The organism is Actinomyces bovis, assembly GCF_900444995.1.
Classification (GTDB): Bacteria; Actinomycetota; Actinomycetes; order Actinomycetales; family Actinomycetaceae; genus Actinomyces; species Actinomyces bovis.
Genome location: NZ_UAPQ01000010.1, coordinates 1 through 20,361, shown reverse-complemented (window position 1 = coordinate 20,361; position 20,361 = coordinate 1). Strand labels below are relative to the sequence as shown.

Below are 20,361 nucleotides of genomic sequence, written 5' to 3'. Positions count from 1 at the left end.
GGCATGGCGGATTATCGATCTCGTGTGGCGGACAGCGAGTTGCGGCAGCGAATGGCGTCTATCGGTGCTGTGCTGATCGACGGTCCGAAAGCTGTCGGCAAGACCAGAACGGCCGAACGCATCGCGAAGACGCTCTTCCGAATGGATGTCGACAGGGCGGCCCGAGCGACCGCGCAGATCCAGCCCGAGCAACTGTTCATGGAGACTCCGCCGATCGTCTTCGACGAATGGCAGGAGGTTCCGGAGCTGTGGAACCTCGTGCGTCGCGCAGTTGACGATCATTACGGAAAAGGGCTGTACATTCTGACGGGCTCCGCGCGCCTACGGGACGACGTGCGCACGCATTCAGGGGCCGGTAGGATCGGACGCCTTCGCATGCGGCCGATGAGCCTCTTCGAGACGGGGCATTCGAGCGGCCAGGTCAGTGTGAAGAACCTGCTCAACGGTGGGGATCCGAGTGGTCGCGCGGAAAGCCTGACGATTCGCGACCTGCTCGAACGAATCATCATCGGCGGTTGGCCGGACCTTCTGGATGCCGCTGAAGGAGAAGCCCGAATCTGGTTGCGCGACTACCTTCGCAACATCGCCGAGATCGATGTGCCCGGCATGGGGCTGCGCCGAAATCCTGCCAACGTCCACAGGCTTCTGGCTGCTTTGGGACGGGCCGCAGCGACTCCGCGCAACCTCTCGGCCCTCGCGCACGACGTCGGAGGGCCTGCTGGACGAGTCGCATCGGAAACGCTGTCCAACTACCTCGACGCATTGGACAGGTTAATGCTCGTTGAAACGATTCCAGCGTGGCAGCCGCATATGAGATCGCGAACCAGGCTCCGCACAACGCCGGTCAATCACTTCGTCGATCCATCGCTCGGAACCGCAGCGCTCGGTGTCGGAGTCGACGAGTTGTCGAAAGACCTCGAAGCTGCGGGATTGCACTTCGAGTCACTCGTCGTTCGAGACCTGCGAGTCTATTCGCAGCCGCTTGGGGCGACCCTGTCCTCCTGGCGCGACTCGCGCACGGGTGCAGAAGTCGATGTCGTCCTCGAACTGCCTGATGGCAGATGGGCGGGCATTGAGGTCAAACTGGGAGAGAATGCTGCAGATGATGCAGCCGAGTCGCTGCTGCGCATGGCCTCGAAGATCGACCCGGACCGGCATGGGGAGCCCGCAGCGCTCATCGTGATCACGGGCGGCCGATACACCTACAAGCGACCCGACGGCGTCTGCGTCGTGCCCATCACCGCCCTAGGTCCCTGACAGGGGAGGGGAAGAGGGGCGGTATTCGCGCTCGAAGAGAGGATCGAATTCGGAACCCGGCGCAGCCCTCGCGCAATCCCGGAAGATCGCCGCTCGCACAGCCCGTTTCGCTGATGCCGACGAGATGTTCGATGCGCTCGGCATGTGGCGCGTCGGCGCATAGACAGTGCCCGGATATGGTTCGTGCCCGCGAACTTCGACTGCGTCCACTGACCCCGCCGCGAGGTCTGTCTTCGTGGTTCCGCTGGAGTGAATCCGTAGATTCGCTGCACTGTTTTCGTGGTTCCGCTGCATCATTTGCGCTGGTCAGCACTGATTCAGTGCTTTTCTGCCCCTGGACTTCGCCTGGCTCTGAGCACCCCGCCCTTCCCCGGAGTCCTCCCGGCCCCGCCCTTCGACTTCTCCTCCGCCGTCGACGCGTCCTTCCCCTTGCCCCTCAGGCCCACGACCGCCAGGCTCTTGAGCATCTCGAGGATCGCCGCCCTCACTTCCGGGTCGAGCGCCCCGATCCTCTCGCGCACGGCCGGGATCGCCCGCTGCCAGGAATCAACGAGGTCGGTGACGGTCTCGACCTCGGGAAGCGTGATGAGCGAATAGATCGCGTCGACGAGGAGCTCGCGCTGCTCGGGCGTGTGCTCGACCAGCCAGGCCGACACGATCGCGTCGATCCTGCGTGCATCGAAGCTCAGCCCCTTCGCCCTCGCGAAATTCTCCCCCTCGACGACCCAGGAGAAGGGGTCGTGCTGGAGAGGCCCCAGGTTCGTCGACTTCACGACCGTGTAATCGGAGGAGTGGTCGAGGAGCATCCCGACGATCGAGGATTGGGGGACGCTCCTCTCGATCCTGTCCTCGATGGCGCGGAACCCCGGTTCGGCGAGGAACTCGGGGAGGAAGCCCGGCCCGTCGTGCGAGTAGACGCGCACGAGCCGATCCCCGAGCATCTCCGCATTGCGCGCAGCCGCGTAGATCGCGAGGTTCCCGCCTTTCGAATGCCCCCCGAGGAGGAGCTTCGCACTCGTCCTCGAGGCGAGGGCCGCGAGATAGTCGGCGGCCGCCTCCTGGGCGGGGACGGGCGCCGCGAAGGCCATGTTGAAGTCCTCCTTCCAGCCGACGAGCGTGCGGTCCGTCCCGCGGAAGGCGACGTACATGAGTTCGGGGCCCAGGACGTAGGCGCAGGCCGCGAACTGCTTCTGCTGCGCATCATCGACGTCGTCGACGCTGAAGCACTGGCGGATCGAGCGGAAGCGCGGGCTCGCCGCCATCGCGAAGAGGAGCCGCTTGCACTTGTCCGGATCCAACACGGTCCAGAAGAAGCGGGGGAAGCATTCGGCGCGCAGCAGTTCGCGGATCTCGACCCCCTCCTCGCCCGCGGCGGCGGGCAGGTCCGGCAGGACACGGAAGTAGGAGGCCCAGGACAGGACCAGGGAATCCACGGGGGTGAAGCCCTCGGCGTCGATGGGCGCGAGCATCCGCTCCACATAGGCCACGATGTCCTCCGCCGCCACTTCGCCTCCGATCCCCGCCCCGGGCCCCATTCGCGCGCCGGGGTACTGCGATCCTCGCGCCCGCGCCCGGTCCCCGGTTGATCCTCCAGGGTATCGCCGAGGGCGGGGCCGGGGTGTGAGAAGCCCCCGGAATACGCGCCCCGATGATGCGCCGGATCCGGATCCGTGCGACACTGAGACTGTTCCGCCCCCGAATTCTGGGAGTTTCTCATGGGATTCTTCGCTTACATCATCCTCGGCCTGGTCGTCGGCGCGATCGCCAAGAAGATCATGCCGGGCATCGTCGGCGAGGGCTGGGGCTCCTCCCTCGTCATCGGCGTTCTCGGCGCCATGGTCGGCGGCTGGCTCGGCAACCTCGTCTTCCACGTGGGCCTCGGCTCCTTCTGGAACCTCAAGACCTGGGTCCTCTCGATCGTCGGCGCGCTCATCGTCATGTACGTGTGGAACAAGATCCGCTCGAAGAACTGAGGACGGCCGCATCGGCGACGCGCATTCGCCTGAAGGCCTGAGGAGGGGCCCCGACCGAACGGTCGGGGCCCCTTCGTTCATCCCCTCACAGGTCCCGGAACAGCAGCTCCGCCGTGATGAGGGAGGTCGCTGTGCCGACCATGCCCCCCGCGATGACGTCGGAGAACCAGTGCGCCCCCAGGTACAGGCGGGTGAATCCGATGAGGAGGATCAACATGATCGCCCCCGCGATGATGACCCCCTTGAGGGTGCGGCCCGGGACGGCGGGGAGGACCCCGCCCTCGACCTCGAGGATCTGAAGGCCGCACCAGTCGATGCCCGGATCGGCGTAGGGCGGGGCGGGCCTCGTCCTCGGATGCCAGGAGCGGAACAGGTGATCCTCGTCGGCGAGGACGAAAGCCGTGTACCGCGACCTCATGAGCGCAAGCGCGCTCGACGGGGCCTCTCCCGCGAGGATCGGCGCGCAGCAGGCGCCGAAGGGCGCGCCCGAGTAGCAGGGGCACTCGTCCTGCGGAGAAGGAGGAGTCATCATGCGAGCCAGGGCAGCGCGCCGGAGGCGCCCGCCCACCGGACCTCCCCGGAGGCGCACCGCCCGGACCCGCATCGCGAGCCCCGCGCCGGCCCTCCGCTCACGACCAGTAGTCGCTCACCCTCGCGCTCGTGCGGATCCCGCCCCGGTTCTGCGCGCGCGCCGCGACGAGAGCATCGGCGCCCTCGCTCGTGCGCACATCCACCACCCGCGCCGGGCCGACCAGGCGGTTCCACGCCTCCTCCACGCGCCCGGCCGACTCCCTCGTCGCCCCGAGCTGCACCGGAACAGCCAGATAATGCGGATTCTTCGAGGTCGCGAGATTCACGATCCGCGCGCCGACAGCGAGGATCCTCGCCCGCCCCGACAGGGACGAGGAGCCGATCTCCGGCATCGGGCCCAGAGCGAGGACGTGCCGGGGCTTCGACACCCCGATCGGCGTGAACATCTCCGCCAGCGCCCGAGTCGCCGCCTCCCGATCCGCATGCGTGCCCGCCGAGAACTCGACCCGCACCTGCTCCCCCTCCTCGACGATCACCGACGCCGGGTCGATCCCCCGGGAGATCGTCCCCGTCTGAGCGAGGACGTCCAGGAGGACGATCGCCGCCCGACGGTACAGATCCGTCGGATGGGCCCGCGTGCGCCACAAGAAGCGCGCATTCGCGAAGGCCGGCCATCCGATGCTCCACACCGCGACGCCCACGAGCCCCGCCGTGATGAGGAGGAGCACCGGCCAGGGCAGGAGAGGGAGCGCATCCCGGAGCCGCCACAGGCCCGAGGCGACGACGAAGAGCACGGCGAAGACGAGGGACACGATGCTCGCGAGGGCCGCCAGAGGAGTCGTCGAGGTCGTGAACTCGAATACCGGATCCTTCGTCAAGGACACGCTCCGGTGCACCCGGCCCGACGCGGTCGAACCGGTGCGCCACAGCTCGAAGCTCGACTCCCGGGGGACGAGGGCCCTCCTCGTCGCCGCATTCGTCTTGCCCGCCAGGCGCTTGGGCGAATCCTGGGAGAAGGCGTCGAGCTGATGCTCGTCGAGCAGGGTGCGGATGCCCCTCGTGATCGTCCCCGGCTCGTCCGCGCCGATCCTGCTCAAACCCCACAGGTGAGCGGCCTTGCGCTCCATCCGCTCCAACTCGCGGGTGTTCGCGTACTCCGCGGACTTCGGCGGCAAGCAGGCCAGGACCCAGTTGTGCGCCGCCTTGCGCGGCCACGCCGGATCCAGCCGCAGGGTCCTCCCGTGGAGCTGCTGGGTCGCCGTCGAGGTCGTCACCGTCGTCAGGTCGATGAGCGTGTTGAGCGCCGGGCAGTCCCAGCCCTCACCGAGAAGGCCGCGGGTCCCGACGACGAGGCGGACCAGGCCCTCGGTCATCACAGCGGCCACCGCATCGACGAGGACCGAGGGCGCGGCCCCCTCGACGGACAGCTCGGCGACTCCGCCGCTCGTGCGCAGGACCGGGAGCGGGGCGCCGGTCTTCGCGCGCAGTGCGCGTGCGAGCTCCTCATCGCCTGCGAGGATGCGCAGGTGCTTGCCGGTGATGAGCACCGGATGCAGGTGGGCCGAGAAAGGATCGGCGGCGATGATCGAGAAGCAGCGCAGCGCCCCGCCGGGGCCCGCCTCCCCGTCCTCGTCGAGGATCGCGGAGCGGTCATTGTGCTGGGCGAGATCCGTGACCACGGCCGCCCGCATCCGCGGATCGTCTTCGAGGCGGAGGATGTCGAGGACCGCCCGCTCCTTCGACTCCGAACGCGCCAGGGTCGTGTCGATCGGGTTCGGCCCGCGCCGGATCCCCCGATCCGTCAGGTGGTATCCGAAGGCCTGGAGGAGCCTCTTCGTCGCCCTCCACTCCTCGGCCCGCGCATCATCGGGCAGCAGCCGCGTCAGCGCATGCCGGGCGACGAGGAGCAGGCGATCATCGAGGGCGGGGCGCTCCACATCCGGCAGGCGGGACACGATGGCGCTCTCCAGCGGGCTCAGCGTCGACGCCTCCATGCGGGAGAGCATCCGGCCCGCCGAGAGCGCCAGATACGGGTCGGCCTCCACGGCCCTGCGCATCCGCAGGGCGAGGTCGCCGGGGACGGCCCCGCCCTCGTCCGCATCGGGGCCGATGAGCGCCTCCAGGAGGAAGGAGCGCCCATCCGGTGAGGCGAGCAGGGCGGAGAGCCTGCTGTCGAGCATCCCCGCGTGCTCGTCGATGAAGCTGCGCTCGGCGGGGGTGGGGTCCGTGAACCACGCCCAGGTGCGGAAGGGCGCCAGATCCCCGGCGCGGATCACCGCCGGGGTGGGGACCTCGTAGTCGACCTCGCCGAGGAGCCCCGAATAGTTCTCCTCCTCCTTCGGGGTCTGCGGGTCCGGGGGAGTGGCCGTCAAGCCGATGAGCAGCGGGTCCAGGCCCGCCTCCCGCAGTTTCGCGCGCAGCAGGTGGACGACGAGCGCCCAATGGTCGAGCAGGTGATGGCACTCGTCGAGGACGATCGTGCCCACACCGGCCCGCACGATCGCCCCGATGAGGCGCAGGGCGTTCGGATGCAGGGTCTTCTCCAGGACCGCCGGGTCGAGGGTGCGCAGGTCCTTCCTGATCGCCGCCGCCCTCTTGCGCAGGCCCGCCGAATAGGCGCTCCTGTTCGTCGTGCGCAGCTCCTCGAGCCAGGCCTCGGCGCGCTCGCGGTCCGACCAGGCGAGCTCCATCTCCTCGATCCACTGCTCGCGCGCCACGTCCGTGAAGGGGTTGGAGCGGTCGACCGCCGCGATCTTCTGGTAGGTCATGATCGACAGGTCGCCGATCTCATCGGAGTCGAGGGTGATGCGCACTCGGGTCCGCCCCGATCCCGACTCTTCGGGGGCGCGCCTCTCCCCGGCGGCCCCGGCGACGGGGTTCTCCTCGACTGCGAAGCGGGTGCGGGCCTCTTCGGCCCACTGGTCGCGGATCACCGTCGTCGGCGCGAGGACGAGGGCGCGGCGCCCCTCGCGGACGGCGAGAGTGAGGCCGAGGATCGTCTTGCCCGAGCCCGGAGGGGCGACCAGGTGGAGGGCGCGCCCGCCCGCATCCTCCCCCGGCCCGTCGGCGAGCCAGGACTCCCGCTCCAGGCCCTCCATCACGGCGCTCTGATAACTGCGCAGCTCACCGGTGAAGCGCAGGGCGCTCAAAGGACGGTCGGGGGCATCGATCACCCGACCATCCTGACACAGGGGACGGGCTTCGCCGCGCAGGGGCCCCGCCGCCGGGCACCGGCTCGGGGAACTCAGCGGGGCTCAGCGGATTCAGCGCGCGAGCGTCACGCCCGCGAGCCCGACGGAGGCGACGAGGAGGGTGATGAGGGCGGCGAGGACGAAGGGTCGCGGCCCGACCTTGATGAAGTCCTTCAGGCGCACCCCCGCGCCGAGGGCGAACATCGCCGAGGCGAGGAGGGCGGACTGCACGACCTTGAGGACCGACAGGGCCTGGTCGGGGACGACCCCCGTCCACCTCAGCGCCACCATGCAGATGAAGCCGAAGACGAAGAGCGGCATGATCGGGGGCAGCGCCCCGCCCTCGTCCCTCGTGCCCGGGATCCCCCTCCCGCTCGCGATCCGCCCTCGGCGCCACAGGCTGATCGCCGCCATCACGGGGGCGAGCATGAGGACGCGCGCGAGCTTGACGACGACGGCGCCGGCCAGGGCCTCCTCGGAGATCGCGCCGCCGATGGCGACGACCTGGGCGACCTCGTGGGTGGAGGCGCCCGCCCACAGGCCCGTCGTCAGGGGGTCCAGGCCGATGAGGGCCCCGAGGATCGGGACGAGCGGGATCATCAGGGTCCCGAAGATGACGACGAGGCCGACGGCGGTGACGACCTCCTCCCGGTCCTCCGTTTCGATGACGCCGTCGACGGCGGCGACGGCTGCCGCCCCGCAGATGGAGAAGCCGCCGGCGATCAGCAGGGTCTGCGTGATCGACACGAGCGTCACGACGAAGAGGAGGGTCCCGGCGAGGGTGAGGAGGCGATTCACATAGGTCTCGCCGTCATGCCTGCGCTTGAGCGCCCCCACGATCTGCGGCACGAGGACCGCGTCGAAAACTCCGGAGGCGAGCAGGTTGAACACCGTGTTCGGCAGGGTGTTCGCCGTCTGGAACGCGGCCGACACGCCGCCGCCGGCCGCGCCGATCGCGGCCAGGAGCATGATCGAGCGGACGAAGCCGAGGATGCGCGAGACCATCGTCCCCGAGGCCATGATCGCGCTGGCCCGCAGGATCGAGGAGCGCTTCGGAGCCCCGGCCCCTCCGGAGGATGGGGCTCGCCCCCCCCGGGGGCCTGATTCCGCTCCGGGTCGGGGGTCCGCTCGGCAGCCGTATCAGCGCTAATCTGCTTCCCATCTGCTCGTCGACACTCGAAGAATCGTCATCGGGGCGCGGGCCCGGCGCCCCTTCGGCGGGGGCCCCGGCCTCCCCGGGGCTTCGCCCGTCCTCGTCCCGGGCGCCGTCGCCGCGTCCACGGCTCCCCGAGCCCGCGGCCCTCCCCGCGCCCGCGTTGAACCTCCTGCGGATCGAACGGACCAGGCCGCCGATGAAGAGCAGGCCGAAGACCCCGGCGGCGGTGATCGTGATCGCATCCTCCCAGCCGGCGCGCAAACGGACGAGGACGGTCCGCGTGGACTCCAGAACCGAGCCGTCGGGCGTTGAGATCCGGTAGGCGACCTCGACGTCGCCGGAGCCGATCGCCTCCACAGGGACGGCGACCGTCGTCACCGAGCCCGCCAGAAGAGTCGCCTCACTCGGCCCGGAGACCTTCAGCCTCGCATCGGAGGGGACCAGGGCGACTTTCACCGTCATGTCCCAGGGCAGGTCGTTGCGGACCCTCACGGGGAAGTCCGCGGACTTGTTGATGAGGTTCACCGCTCCCGCGAACTCCGTCGCGACCCGCGAGCGCAGATCGGAAACCTTCGCGGAGAACTGCGAAGCGCGGGTGAGCTGCTCATCCGGGGCGATCCCCGCCGAAAGAACCGGGAGGATCGAGTCCTCCAGACCCGCCATGGCCTCCTCGGGGTCGCTCGCCGCATCCGTGAAGGAGCGGGCGGAGGCGAGGGCCTCTGTCAGGGTCGAGGCGGCGGAGCCCCCCTCCGGGGACAGGGCCCCCTCCCCGGGGGGGGGGGGGGAACGCGCTCCACATCCGTCGGCTCGGAGGACGCCATCTCGGAGAAGGAGACCCCCCTAACCCAGGGGGAGTCGAGGAGCGAACGGACCCTGGCCGCGAGCTCCGCAGTCGGCGCGTTCGAACGCTCGGAGGCGACGAAAACGGTCCGGGAGGAGTTCGGGCGCTCGCGGGTGATGATCGCAGTGATCGCCCGCAGGGCCTGCTCGGCGTCGAGTTCATCCGCGAGGCTCGTCGTCCGCCAGTCGAGGATCTGCGAGAGGGGGGCGTTGGGCGCGAGGACGGTGGCGCTCGTCCCGGTCGCGCCGCTCGTCGAGGTCGCCCCCGTCGACGCGTCGACCTCCACGACGGCGAGTGAGGTGAAGTCCAGCTCCTCAGCGGGTTCGAGGGCGCCGGCGGGTACAGAGCTGATATACACGGCGAAGGGCTGCATACTTTGAACCAGCTCCTGTTGGGAACATCGGCGCTGGTCAAGGTGTCTTGAGCTCTTGGTCGAAACACCGTGGGGCTCCGTTCGGACACGACCGTGCGTATTGCGCATCACTACGCCGGCGATGATCAAGTGTTTGCGGGCTGTCCCCGCCGTGTAAACGAACTTGTCGCCTACACGCTCCAGTGAAGCCCTTTGCTCATACATGGCGTGCATCAGTCGAATCTCGCTGATCGACGGGGAGTGATTACGGAGGACGACACCGCGTTCCCGGAGGAGACGAGAGAGTCGCTCGTGTCCAAGACCAACCTGTCGGGCCACGGCTTTCAGCGACCCTCCGGCAGCGTAGGCGGCTTCCGCTCGTTGGAGGAGGTTTTCGGATGCACGTGGCGCCCGGCTGTGGGTGGCGCCTTCAGTGGTGCATACTGCGCCGTCCAGCGCGGATCGACTGGTGTGCTCGCACCATCTGAGTCACCGGTGGGGCAAGTTTCGAGAAGCCTCCCGCTAGGTCCACCAAAATGCATAAGGCTCGAACCTGGTCGTCGACGATGGCCGTGCTTCGAGCCTTCTTGCTGTCTGGGGCCCAAGAGTGGGGGCGGGTAGGGGGCGTGCCCGTGCCTCATTAGCGCGCCTTCCGGTAGCTAGGCGCAGGGAGTGTGTGGGTGTCTTCAAACAAAGCCTGTGATGTAAGGCGTTAGTAGTACTATGTCCTACGAGGAGGTTGTTATGGCGTCTGTGACTGTACGTGTGGATGACGAGACCAAGGAGCGCGCGGCCAAGATTGCTGAGGATTTTGGCTTTGATTTGTCGTCAGTGACCCGTGCTTTCTATCGCCAGATGGTGCGCGAGAATCGGATCCCACTTTCTTTGAGTTATGGGGCGCCGAATCAGGAATCTTGCGAGGCGCTAGCGGAAGCAGAACAGATCGCTGTTCGCGGCACTGCCCGCTTCGCTGACGCCGATCAGGTCTTCGACTCCCTCGGAATCTGAGGCCGGCGTTGTTGCGGGCGGAGTACACGTCTCAATTTGAGCGTGACGTGAAGCGGCTGAAGAAGAAACATGTCAACCTCGACCTCCTCAAAGGGGTCCTGCGCCTTGTACTCGCCGCCGATGATGGGTCCTTGGCTGAGTTACGCCGTCGTCATCATATGCACGAGCTCAAGGGGGAGTGGCATGGCGCTCGGGAGTGCCACGTGTAGCAAACCTGGGAGACTGGCTGTGTGTCTGGCAGGTGTTCGACGGTGTGGCGGTATTCCTGCGCACTGGTTCGCACGATCAGATCTTTCGCTGACTCCGCTTATGGCTGCGGGGTTTTCGCCGCAGATGCGCACGCTGCCCTTCGTCGGGCGGCGCAAACCCACTAGACAACTCAGCACGGCTGTCTTTTCGGCGCCATTGGGGTCCAAGAGGCCCAGGCACTCACCGGTGCCTACCGAGAAGCTCACGTCTGACGCGGCCTCTGGCCGGCCATAAACCTTCTAAAGCCCGACCACGTCGACGAGCAGAGTGGGGGAGGTTATGGCCTGGGTCTCCTGCTCATCGTGATCCCGATGATGACGCCGATCATGATGACGAGTAACGCGCCCATCCCAATCAGGGCGCCAGTGAAGAAGGGACTTCCCTGAAGCGTCACGAGAATTGCGCAGATACCCCCGACAACGGCGACCAAACCTCCGCCGATCGCGATCAGGGCAGTGTTGGAATGTTCAGCCATGTGAGAGACCAGCCTTTCAATTTTGCTGTCAGAAAGGATTGCAGAGGCCCGGCCGTGACTCTGCAGGTTCCACGACCGGGAGTAGTAGTTAGGTGATAGCGATACCAATACCTACGCCACCAGCAAAGACGCAGGCGCTACCGATGCTACCAGCATGCCTGCTGGCATGGGGACGCGACCCTGGTGCTCCACGACGCGACCACGCTGTATTTCGAGGCCGAGCGCTCGGCCCGCGGAATTGAGATCTTGCATGCCTCGGCAGGACGACGGCGTCCGCCTTGTCGGATTGCGCAGTTCTGTCGCATAAGGGCCGCTCGAACTGTTTGCTCGGAAGGAGTTCTGGAGATCCTATGGTCGAATCTCGGTGTCCTACTCGCTTACGCCACTCGAATCTCAAACCACCCGGCTGCGAGCTAACGCGTGCGTCCAGCACCGCCATGGGGGCATCGGCATGCGTCGCTTCCTGCTGGCGGTCGGAGACAAGATTATGGCGGACCGCCAGCTTCGGGTTCTTAAGAAGCGCGCCGAAGCAGGGTACAGGAGTGCGACTGACAACTAACTGCCCAGCACATCATCTGCTCGGCTTTATCGAGGGCTTACAAGCCGCAGATAAATCGGACCGGCAAAGCGCGAGCCCCAGACGTCGTCGCTTGTCTGGGGCTCGCGCCAGGTGTGGTCTTTAGGCCAACCTTTAGGCCATGGCTGCGGCCATGCCGGTGAAGTAGGGGACCAGCCACAGGGGCCAAACGCCCAGGCTGAACTTGTGAAAGGTCGCCTTTTCCTTCTCACGGTTGCGGAACAGCACCACTACCGCCCAAACGAAATGCAGCGCCATTAGCAGCAGCGCCGCCGCGCCAGTGATCACCATAAGGTTGCTTAGCAGGGACGCAGTTGGGGTGGTGGCGAAGTTCGCTGAGGCGGAGGAATCGGAGATCATTGACATGATCTGCGTGCCGGTGGCGTCGAAAACCAGGCCGGTACCGAAGGCGACCGCGTGCCAGACCTTCAGGGTGCCACTACGGCGTTCCGCCAGCACGCCCGTGGTGTAGCTGACCAGTGCCAGCGAGATGAGAACAACCGCAAGGGCAAGCATGCTCAGGCCTTCTCGGCCAGGTGCTTGGCGATGGGGGCGCGCAGGCTAACCAGCAGCGCCACAACCCCGGCAGTAATCAGGATGTGCCCCAGCCCGGCCACCCCGGCGATCGCCGGCCCTCCGGCCTTTCCATCCAACTGCAGCAGACCGTGCCAGATCATCGTGCCAACAGTCACCAACAGGCCAGCGTTATAGGTCACGAAGAAGACCTTGAAGGAGCGGGAGCCACTGACCCCCAGCGCCGCGTCCAGTGCCAACATAATCAGCATGACCAACATGCCGAGGGCCAAGAAGTGGGTGTGGGTGGTGGACAGCTGCGTCTTGCCAGTGAAGCCATCGTGGGTGAGCGTGCGGTAGACCAGGCCGGAGGTCAGTCCCAGCGCGGCATATCCACATGCCGCCAACCAAAGATTGCGCATTTTCTTCCCTCTACTTTCAAGTTCGTCTTAGGGCTACCTCGATACTCCCAGCCTGAGCGGGCCCGGACATCGGCCAGGATCGTGGTCTTGGAAAGCTTGAGGGCTGAGGGCGCTGTCATCCTTTTGGCTGATGCGGGCTTTTGGCTTTGCGCAAGCGATTCGGCTAGTCGGCGGGCTCGTAGACTGGCCGCATGACAGCAGGAGCCCTAGACAGCGCAACTAAAGGCCTGCTGCTCGGACTGGACCTGTTGTTCTTGGGGCTGACCGCCCTATCGGTTGCCTCCGCCGCGCACTCGGGCGCCAACCCCTGGGTGGCTGCCCTGCTGGGCTCCGGCTTCGTAGGCACTTACGTCGCAGGCCGTGCAGCCCAGCAAGTTGAGCTCCGACCGCTGGGCGAACGCCGGGCCCGCTGGTGGCCGGACGGCGCCTGGAATCTGCTCCTAGGGCTGGGATGGCTGGCCATGCTGTGGCTGACCGACAACGCCTTGTGGCTCGCCTTTCCGCTGATGCTCATTCAACTGCACACCCTCGGGCCCCGCTTCGGGCTGGGGGCCGTGGCGGTCACCACCGCCGTCGCGGCGGCTTTCGGGCTGCGTCACGGCCTAGCGGGTCTCAAGCTTGGCTCGGTGCTCGGCCCCGTAGTGGGTTCCACCGTGGCCGTTGGAGTGGTCTTTGGCCTGGAGAGCCTAGCCAGTCAGAACGAGCGCCGTCAGCAATTGTTAGATGAACTCAACCAGACCCGCAGCTACCTCGCCGAGGCCGAACGCGAGAACGCCGTGCTCGGAGAACGAGAACGCCTGGCTCGCGAAATCCACGACACCCTGGCTCAAGGATTCAGCGCCATTAACCTGCTGCTGCGTGCTGCCGAACCACAACTGGAAGGTTCACCCGCCCGGACCCTGGTAGTCCAGGCCGCCAGCACCGCGCGGGACAACCTGGCCGAAGCACGCCGCCTGATTCGGGCGCTGGCCCCCGCCGCCTTGCAGCGGGACACCTTGGCCTCCGCGCTACAACACGCCTGCACCTTGAGTCAGGAACTGCAGCCCAGCTTGCGCAGCACTATGGAGGTCACCGGCATACCCGTCGGCCTGCCGATGGCGATCGAGGCGACGCTGCTGCGCGTAGCCCAATCCGGCCTGGCCAATGTGGTTCAGCACGCGCAAGCCTCACAAGCCCACCTTCGGTTGGACTACGGCGAGGCCGAGGTCAGCTTGACACTCACCGACGACGGGGCGGGTTTCCAACCGGCGCAGATGGAAGGCTTCGGGTTGCGCGGCATGCGCTCGCGCGCCACTGAACTCGGCGGCAGCTGCGAAGTGACGTCGTCGCCAGGGCAGGGTGCGAAACTGCGCCTAGTGCTGCCGGTCCCGGAAGAGGAGGCACAGCGATGATCGAGGTCATCATCACCGATGACCATCCCGTGGTGAGGGCAGGACTGCGCGCCCTGATTGAGATGCAGCCCGATATGCAAGTGGTAGCGGACTTTGGCTCCGCTGAGGAACTGCTACGCCATCTACGGGATGGTGGATCCTGCTCAGTGCTGCTGCTAGACCTGCGCTTCGGAGCCAACCGGCTTGGTGGTGCGGAAGCCACTCGGCAAATAGTGGCCGACGGCGGCCCACCGGTGCTGATCCTGACCACCTACGACACCGACACCGACATCCTGGCAGCAATCGACGCAGGTGCCACCGGCTACCTGTTGAAGGACTCGCCCACCGAAGAGCTGACCAGTGCGATCCGCTCGGCCGCAGTTGGGGAGGTAGCACTCGGGCCGGCGGTGCAGCGTCGCCTGATGAGCCGAATGCGCCAGCCGGTGACCGCATTAACGGCCCGCGAACTAGAGGTACTGGTGCTGGTGGCCGACGGCGCATCCAACGAGTCCATCGCCCGGCAACTGTTCTTGAGCGTAGCCACCGTCAAGACGCACCTAGCGCATGTATACGAGAAGCTCGGCGTCTCTAGCCGCACCGAGGCGGTTGCGGTGGCCCGGCGGCGTGGGATGGTCGAGTGACCTGGGCCCAGTACTGCCGACGGCGCAGCGCCCGCAGGTGGTGGACAAAGCGGTGTGCTGTAGGTAGCTTCGGTGGGCCTGAGAGTAAGAGAGACGGGGGTCACTAGCTTCCAACTTGACCGCCTAGGGCTCGCCTGCCTAATCTATTCCGGTCGCCTTGAGGTGGGTTGGCCGGTTGGTCGATCTTAATCTTGTGGGTGTGTTGTTTGAGAACTCGATAGTGTGTCATGTTTTTTATGTCATTTGTTGGGATGGGGTGGCTGGTTGGCTCTGTTTTTGGGGTTGGTTGGTTGTCTTGTTCTTGTTTTTTGGTTTTGCCTGCTCTGGTTTTGGGGTGGGTTGAGCTTGGGTTTTGTTTTCTGTTTCTGATTGGCTTCTTGCTGGCTGAGGGCTTTTGTTTTTGGTTGGTGGGTTGTTTTTTGGTTTCTTTTGGAGAGTTTGATCCTGGCTCAGGACGAACGCTGGCGGCGTGCTTAACACATGCAAGTCGAACGGTGAAGCCCAGCTTGCTGGGTGGATGAGTGGCGAACGGGTGAGTAACACGTGAGTAACCTGCCCCTGACTTCTGGATAACCGCTTGAAAGGGTGGCTAATACGGGATATTTTGGCCTGCTCGCATGGGTGGGTTTGGAAAGGTTCTTTTTCTGGTTGGGGATGGGCTCGCGGCCTATCAGCTTGTTGGTGGGGTGATGGCCTACCAAGGCTTTGACGGGTAGCCGGCCTGAGAGGGTGGACGGCCACACTGGGACTGAGACACGGCCCAGACTCCTACGGGAGGCAGCAGTGGGGAATATTGCACAATGGGCGCAAGCCTGATGCAGCGACGCCGCGTGAGGGATGTAGGCCTTCGGGTTGTGAACCTCTTTCGCCAGTGAAGCAGGCCGCCTTCTTTGTGGGGTGGTTGACGGTAGCTGGATAAGAAGCGCCGGCTAACTACGTGCCAGCAGCCGCGGTAATACGTAGGGCGCGAGCGTTGTCCGGAATTATTGGGCGTAAAGAGCTCGTAGGCGGCTGGTCGCGTCTGTCGTGAAATCCTCTGGCTTAACTGGAGGCTTGCGGTGGGTACGGGCCGGCTTGAGTGCGGTAGGGGAGACTGGAATTCCTGGTGTAGCGGTGGAATGCGCAGATATCAGGAGGAACACCGGTGGCGAAGGCGGGTCTCTGGGCCGTTACTGACGCTGAGGAGCGAAAGCGTGGGGAGCGAACAGGATTAGATACCCTGGTAGTCCACGCCGTAAACGTTGGGCACTAGGTGTGGGGGCTCTTTCCGGGGTTTCCGCGCCGTAGCTAACGCATTAAGTGCCCCGCCTGGGGAGTACGGCCGCAAGGCTAAAACTCAAAGGAATTGACGGGGGCCCGCACAAGCGGCGGAGCATGCGGATTAATTCGATGCAACGCGAAGAACCTTACCAAGGCTTGACATGTGGGTGTTGATCACGGAGACGTGGTTTCTCTTCGGAGCGCCTTCACAGGTGGTGCATGGTTGTCGTCAGCTCGTGTCGTGAGATGTTGGGTTAAGTCCCGCAACGAGCGCAACCCTTGTCCCGTGTTGCCAGCACGTTGTGGTGGGGACTCGCGGGAGACTGCCGGGGTTAACTCGGAGGAAGGTGGGGATGACGTCAAATCATCATGCCCCTTATGTCTTGGGCTTCACGCATGCTACAATGGCTGGTACAGAGGGTTGCGATGTCGTGAGGCGGAGCGAATCCCTTAAAGCCAGTCTCAGTTCGGATCGGTGTCTGCAACTCGACACCGTGAAGTTGGAGTCGCTAGTAATCGCAGATCAGCAACGCTGCGGTGAATACGTTCTCGGGCCTTGTACACACCGCCCGTCACGTCATGAAAGCTGGCAACACCCGAAGCCCGTGGCCTTATGGGGAGCGGTCGAAGGTGGGGCTGGTGATTGGGACGAAGTCGTAACAAGGTAGCCGTACCGGAAGGTGCGGCTGGATCACCTCCTTTCTAAGGAGCACTATTGTTTGCCTGACCTTGGCTGGGCCTGTCTTTTTGTTTTTACTGCCCGTTTTGGGTGGTGGGGGGTTTGGTGTTATGGGGTTGGGTGCTGTGTTTTTCGGAACTTTTGGTATAGAAAACCACCCGAATACCAGTTAGTTAAATACTGGTTGGTTTTGGGTGCCTTGACCTGATCCTTTTTGTCTTCATATTTTGTGTTGCTTGGGGGTTGGGTTGGGGGTGGCATGCTGTCGGGGCCTGGGGTAATACGCCCTGTTTGGTGCCTGGCTCCTTCTTGGTTGTCTGCCTCCCTTGTTTTGGGGGTGGGTGGTTTTGGGGGGTGTGGGTGGGTTGGTTGTGAACTGTATAGTGGACGCGAGCATCTTTGTTCTTTGCTGCCATCAACGTTTGTTGGTGGTGTTTTGTTTTGTTTGTTTTTATGAGCGTTCGGTGGATGCCTTGGCATCAGGGGCCGATGAAGGACGTGGTGGCCTGCGATAAGCCTCGGGGAGCTGGCTAGCGGGCTGTGATCCGAGGGTGTCCGAATGGGGGGACCCGGCACGAGTTATGTCGTGTCACCTGCACTTGAATTCATAGGGTGTGGGGGGTGACGCGGGGAAGTGAAACATCTCAGTACCCGCAGGAGAAGATATTCCGTTAGTAGTGGCGAGCGAAAGCGGATGATGGTTAAACCATGATCGTGTGATTACTCGGCAGGGGTTGCGGTTGTGGGGTTGTGGGGCATGCTTTTCTGCCATCTGCCGGTGGTAGGCGCGGTGATAAACCTGGTTGGTAGCCGAATCTCCTGGGAAGGGGAGCCGTAGTGGGTGAGAGCCCCGTAGGTTAAACTGTCTGGGCCGTGTGGGTGTGTTCCCGAGTAGCACGGGGCTCGTGGAATCCTGTGTGAATCTGCCAAGACCACTTGGTTGCCTGAATACTTCCTGATGACCGATAGCGGATTAGTACCGTGAGGGAATGGTGAAAAGTACCCCGGGAGGGGAGTGAAATAGTACCTGAAACCGGGCGCTTACAAGCCGTCAGGGCCCTTCGGGGTGATGGCGTGCCTTTTGAAGAATGAGCCTGCGAGTCAGTGCTGTGTCGCGAGGTTAACCCGTGTTGGGGGAGTCGTAGCGAAAGCGAGTCTGAAAGGGCGTTTTAGTGGCACGGTCTGGACCCGAAGCGGGGTGATCTACCCATGGCCAGGTTGAAGCACGTGTAAGAGCGTGTGGAGGACCGAACCCACTTCAGTTGAAAATGGAGGGGATGAGCTGTGGGTAGGGGTGAAAGGCCAATCAAACTCCGTGATAGCTGGTTCTCCCCGAAATGCATTTAGGTGCAGCGTCTCGTGTTGCCCGGCGGAGGTAGAGCTACTGGGTGGCTGATGGGCCCCACAGGGTTACTGACGTCAACCAAACTCCGAATGCCGTCGGGTTGTAGCGGGGCAGTGAGACCGCGGGGGATAAGCTCCGTGGTCGAGAGGGAAACAGCCCAGATCGCCGGCTAAGGCCCCTAAGCGTGTGCTAAGTGGGAAAGGATGTGCGGTCGCGCAGACAACCAGGAGGTTGGCTTAGAAGCAGCCATCCTTGAAAGAGTGCGTAATAGCTCACTGGTCAAGTGATCGTGCGCCGACAATGTAGCGGGGCTCAAGCACACCGCCGAAGCCGCGGACCCACCACAATTTTTTTCTTCCTTACCCCCTATTTTTGAGGGGTTTGGCAGGGGTGGTGGGTGGTAGGGGAGCGTCCTGCACCGGGTGAAGCCTCGGGGTGACCTAGGGGTGGATGGTGTGGGAGTGAGAATGCAGGCATGAGTAGCGATACTAGGGTGAGAAACCCTAGCGCCGAATGACCAAGGGTTCCAGGGCTAGGCTAGTCCGCCCTGGGTGAGTCGGGTCCTAAGGCGAGGCCGACAGGCGTAGTCGATGGGCAACGGGTTGATATTCCCGTACCGGCGAAGCACCGCCCATGCTGACGCGCGGGTGCTAACCCACGCCTGGGCTCACAGTCATGCCCTGGTGTCTCTTTCGGGGGACACTTGTGGTGTGGTGGGTTTGGGTCTGGGGATCCTCCGTGCAGGTAGGCAAGCGTATTAACAGGGGTGACGCACAGTGGTAGCCCGGCGGTCCTAATGGCTTGGACTGTTCAAGCGCGCGGCCCGTCCTCCAGGTAAATCCGGGGGGCTGTCTTCGATGACGGGGGTGAGGCGTGATGGTGGCCCTGCTTTTCAGTGGGGGATATCAGGGTGATCCTGTGGTGCCTAGAAAAGCCTCGACGCGATGGTGCCAGCCGCCCGTACCCTAAACCGACACAGGTGGTCGGGCAGAGTATGCCTAGGCGCACGAGATAATCATGGTGAAGGAACTCGGCAAAATGCCCCCGTAACTTCGGGAGAAGGGGGGCCCGAGCCTTGAAGCCCCACGCGGGCTAGGGGTGAGGGCCGCAGAGACCAGGGAGAAGCGACTGTTTACTAAAAACACAGGTCCGTGCGAAGCCGCAAGGCGATGTATACGGACTGACGCCTGCCCGGTGCTGGAAGGTTAAGAGGAGCTGTCAACCCCCATTGGGGGTGAAGCGGTGAATTTAAGCCCCAGTAAACGGCGGTGGTAACTATAACCATCCTAAGGTAGCGAAATTCCTTGTCGGGTAAGTTCCGACCTGCACGAATGGCGTAACGACTTCTCTACTGTCTCCACCATGAACTCGGCGAAAATTGCATTACGAGTAAAGATGCTCGTTACGCGCAGAAGGACGGAAAGACCCCGGGACCTTTACTATAGCTTGGTATTGGCGCCCGCTGTGGCTTGTGCAGGATAGGTGGGAGACCGTGAAGCAGTCACGCCAGTGATTGTGGAGTCATCGTTGAAATACCACTCTGGCCATAGCGTGCGCCTGAACCTCGGCCCGTGATCCGGGTTAGGGACAGTGCCTGGTGGGTAGTTTAACTGGGGCGGTTGCCTCCTAAAAAGTAACGGAGGCGCTCAAAGGTTCCCTCAGCCTGGTCGGCAACCAGGTGTTGAGTGCAAGTGCACAAGGGAGGCTTGGACTGCGAGACCGACAGGTCAAGCAGGTGCGAAAGCAGGAACTAGTGATCCGGCGATCCCGAGTGGGTGGGTCGTCGCTCAACGGATAAAAGGTACCCCGGGGATAACAGGCTGATCCTGCCCAAGAGTCCATATCGACGGCATGGTTTGGCACCTCGATGTCGGCTCGTCGCATCCTGGGGCTGGAGCAGGTCCCAAGGGTTGGGCTGTTCGCCCATTAAAGCGGTACGCGAGCTGGGTTTAGAACGTCGTGAGACAGTTCGGTCCCTATCCTCTGCGCGCGCAGGATACTTGAGAAGACCTGTCCCTAGTACGAGAGGACCGGGACGGACGAACCTCTGGTGTGCCAGTTGTCCCGCCCGGGGCACGGCTGGTTAGCTACGTTCGGCAAGGATAACCGCTGAAAGCATCTAAGCGGGAAACCAGCTTCAAGATAAGGTATCCACACCCCCTCGTGGGGTGGAAGGCCCCCAGCAGACCACTGGGTAGATAGGCCGGAAGTACAAAACCCGTAAGGGTTGAAGCTGACCGGTACTAATAGGCCAAACACAAACAACACCCCCACCACATAGGTGGGGAACAAGAACCAAACACGCAAGCGTCCACTATACGGTCCACCACCAACCCACACACCAAACACACAACACAAACACAACACACAATACGGCCCAACACACGCACTGGGCCCCACATAAACGTCTCGGTGGTCACAGCGGGAAGGCAACGCCCGGACCCATTCCGAACCCGGAAGCTAAGACTCCCAGCGCCAATGGTACTGCACCCGCCAGGGTGTGGGAGAGTAGGACACCGCC

Annotated in this window: 15 protein-coding genes, 3 rRNA genes and 1 pseudogene; 9 read left to right on the top strand and 10 right to left on the bottom strand. The window is 64.1% G+C overall.

Annotated elements, in window-relative coordinates:
* The first annotated feature begins 3 nt into the window (after positions 1-3).
* Positions 4-1,257: an ATP-binding protein gene (locus DR039_RS09360; RefSeq protein ID WP_111837116.1), complete on the top strand. Its 1,254-nt coding sequence runs from the start codon at positions 4-6 to the stop codon at positions 1,255-1,257.
* Positions 1,258-1,574: 317 nt separating this feature from the next.
* Here DR039_RS09360 and DR039_RS09355 read toward each other — a convergent pair whose 3' ends face one another.
* Positions 1,575-2,762 carry an Mbeg1-like protein gene (locus tag DR039_RS09355; RefSeq protein WP_170166946.1) on the bottom strand — a complete coding sequence of 396 codons (1,188 nt, stop codon included), beginning with the start codon at positions 2,760-2,762 and terminating at the stop codon, positions 1,575-1,577.
* A 210-nt stretch (positions 2,763-2,972) separates the two neighbouring features.
* Between DR039_RS09355 and DR039_RS09350 the strand changes: the two genes are divergently transcribed.
* Positions 2,973-3,230: a GlsB/YeaQ/YmgE family stress response membrane protein gene (locus tag DR039_RS09350; protein ID WP_111837114.1), complete on the top strand. Its 258-nt coding sequence runs from the start codon at positions 2,973-2,975 to the stop codon at positions 3,228-3,230.
* 85 nt (positions 3,231-3,315) lie between these two features.
* On the opposite strand, the gene DR039_RS11805 is transcribed toward DR039_RS09350, so the two are convergent.
* The 5 genes and pseudogenes from DR039_RS11805 to DR039_RS09325 form a co-directional block, all read right to left on the bottom strand.
* Positions 3,316-3,648, bottom strand: coding sequence for a YchJ family metal-binding protein (locus DR039_RS11805; protein WP_407641290.1), 333 nt, complete (start codon positions 3,646-3,648; stop codon positions 3,316-3,318).
* Between the two features lie 211 nt (positions 3,649-3,859).
* On the bottom strand, positions 3,860-6,934 hold the full coding sequence (locus tag DR039_RS09340) for a DEAD/DEAH box helicase family protein (RefSeq protein WP_111837112.1): 3,075 nt from the start codon (positions 6,932-6,934) through the stop codon (positions 3,860-3,862).
* Positions 6,935-7,024: 90 nt separating this feature from the next.
* Positions 7,025-7,972 carry a YeiH family protein gene (locus DR039_RS09335; protein ID WP_111837111.1) on the bottom strand — a complete coding sequence of 316 codons (948 nt, stop codon included), beginning with the start codon at positions 7,970-7,972 and terminating at the stop codon, positions 7,025-7,027.
* Positions 7,973-8,333: 361 nt separating this feature from the next.
* Positions 8,334-8,834, bottom strand: a pseudogene (locus tag DR039_RS11800) (DUF6049 family protein); the annotation flags it as partial.
* Entirely contained in the window at positions 8,831-9,322 is a 492-nt protein-coding gene (locus DR039_RS09325; protein WP_172458380.1) for a DUF6049 family protein, read from the bottom strand. The pseudogene DR039_RS11800 and the gene DR039_RS09325, both read right to left, overlap by 4 nt.
* Before the next feature lie 723 nt (positions 9,323-10,045).
* On the opposite strand from DR039_RS09325, the gene DR039_RS09315 reads away from it, so the two are divergent.
* Together DR039_RS09315 and DR039_RS11795 are read left to right on the top strand one after the other, a co-directional pair.
* Positions 10,046-10,309 carry a type II toxin-antitoxin system RelB/DinJ family antitoxin gene (locus tag DR039_RS09315; protein WP_111837108.1) on the top strand — a complete coding sequence of 88 codons (264 nt, stop codon included), beginning with the start codon at positions 10,046-10,048 and terminating at the stop codon, positions 10,307-10,309.
* A 47-nt stretch (positions 10,310-10,356) separates the two neighbouring features.
* Positions 10,357-10,518 carry a type II toxin-antitoxin system YafQ family toxin gene (locus DR039_RS11795; protein ID WP_407641289.1) on the top strand — a complete coding sequence of 54 codons (162 nt, stop codon included), beginning with the start codon at positions 10,357-10,359 and terminating at the stop codon, positions 10,516-10,518.
* Here the strand turns inward: DR039_RS11795 and DR039_RS11790 are convergent.
* The 4 genes from DR039_RS11790 to DR039_RS09285 form a co-directional block, all read right to left on the bottom strand.
* A complete protein-coding gene (locus DR039_RS11790) occupies positions 10,450-10,764 on the bottom strand; it encodes an ATP-binding cassette domain-containing protein (RefSeq protein ID WP_407641288.1) in 315 nt (104 codons plus the stop codon). The two genes, DR039_RS11795 and DR039_RS11790, sit on opposite strands and share 69 nt — an antisense overlap.
* Positions 10,765-10,835: 71 nt before the next feature.
* Positions 10,836-11,033: a hypothetical protein gene (locus DR039_RS09300; protein WP_111837107.1), complete on the bottom strand. Its 198-nt coding sequence runs from the start codon at positions 11,031-11,033 to the stop codon at positions 10,836-10,838.
* 691 nt (positions 11,034-11,724) lie between these two features.
* Positions 11,725-12,126 (bottom strand): HsmA family protein, encoded by a 402-nt coding sequence (locus tag DR039_RS09290; RefSeq protein WP_111837105.1) that lies wholly within the window; start codon positions 12,124-12,126, stop codon positions 11,725-11,727.
* Positions 12,127-12,128: 2 nt separating this feature from the next.
* The gene (locus tag DR039_RS09285) at positions 12,129-12,545 is read right to left on the bottom strand and encodes a DUF2871 domain-containing protein (RefSeq protein WP_111837104.1); all 417 of its coding nucleotides are present in this window, start codon (positions 12,543-12,545) and stop codon (positions 12,129-12,131) included.
* A gap of 191 nt (positions 12,546-12,736) precedes the next feature.
* On the opposite strand from DR039_RS09285, the gene DR039_RS09280 reads away from it, so the two are divergent.
* From DR039_RS09280 to rrf, 5 genes are all read left to right on the top strand, one after another.
* Positions 12,737-13,936, top strand: coding sequence for a sensor histidine kinase (locus DR039_RS09280; protein WP_111837103.1), 1,200 nt, complete (start codon positions 12,737-12,739; stop codon positions 13,934-13,936).
* The gene (locus tag DR039_RS09275) at positions 13,933-14,556 is read left to right on the top strand and encodes a LuxR C-terminal-related transcriptional regulator (protein ID WP_111837102.1); all 624 of its coding nucleotides are present in this window, start codon (positions 13,933-13,935) and stop codon (positions 14,554-14,556) included. The genes DR039_RS09280 and DR039_RS09275 overlap by 4 nt, the downstream gene beginning before the upstream one ends.
* 426 nt (positions 14,557-14,982) lie before the next feature.
* Positions 14,983-16,518, top strand: a 16S ribosomal RNA gene (locus tag DR039_RS09270).
* A 418-nt stretch (positions 16,519-16,936) separates the two neighbouring features.
* Positions 16,937-20,107: ribosomal RNA gene (locus tag DR039_RS09265) — 23S ribosomal RNA — on the top strand.
* A 141-nt stretch (positions 20,108-20,248) separates the two neighbouring features.
* A 5S ribosomal RNA gene (gene rrf, locus DR039_RS09260) occupies positions 20,249-20,361 on the top strand; the annotation flags it as partial.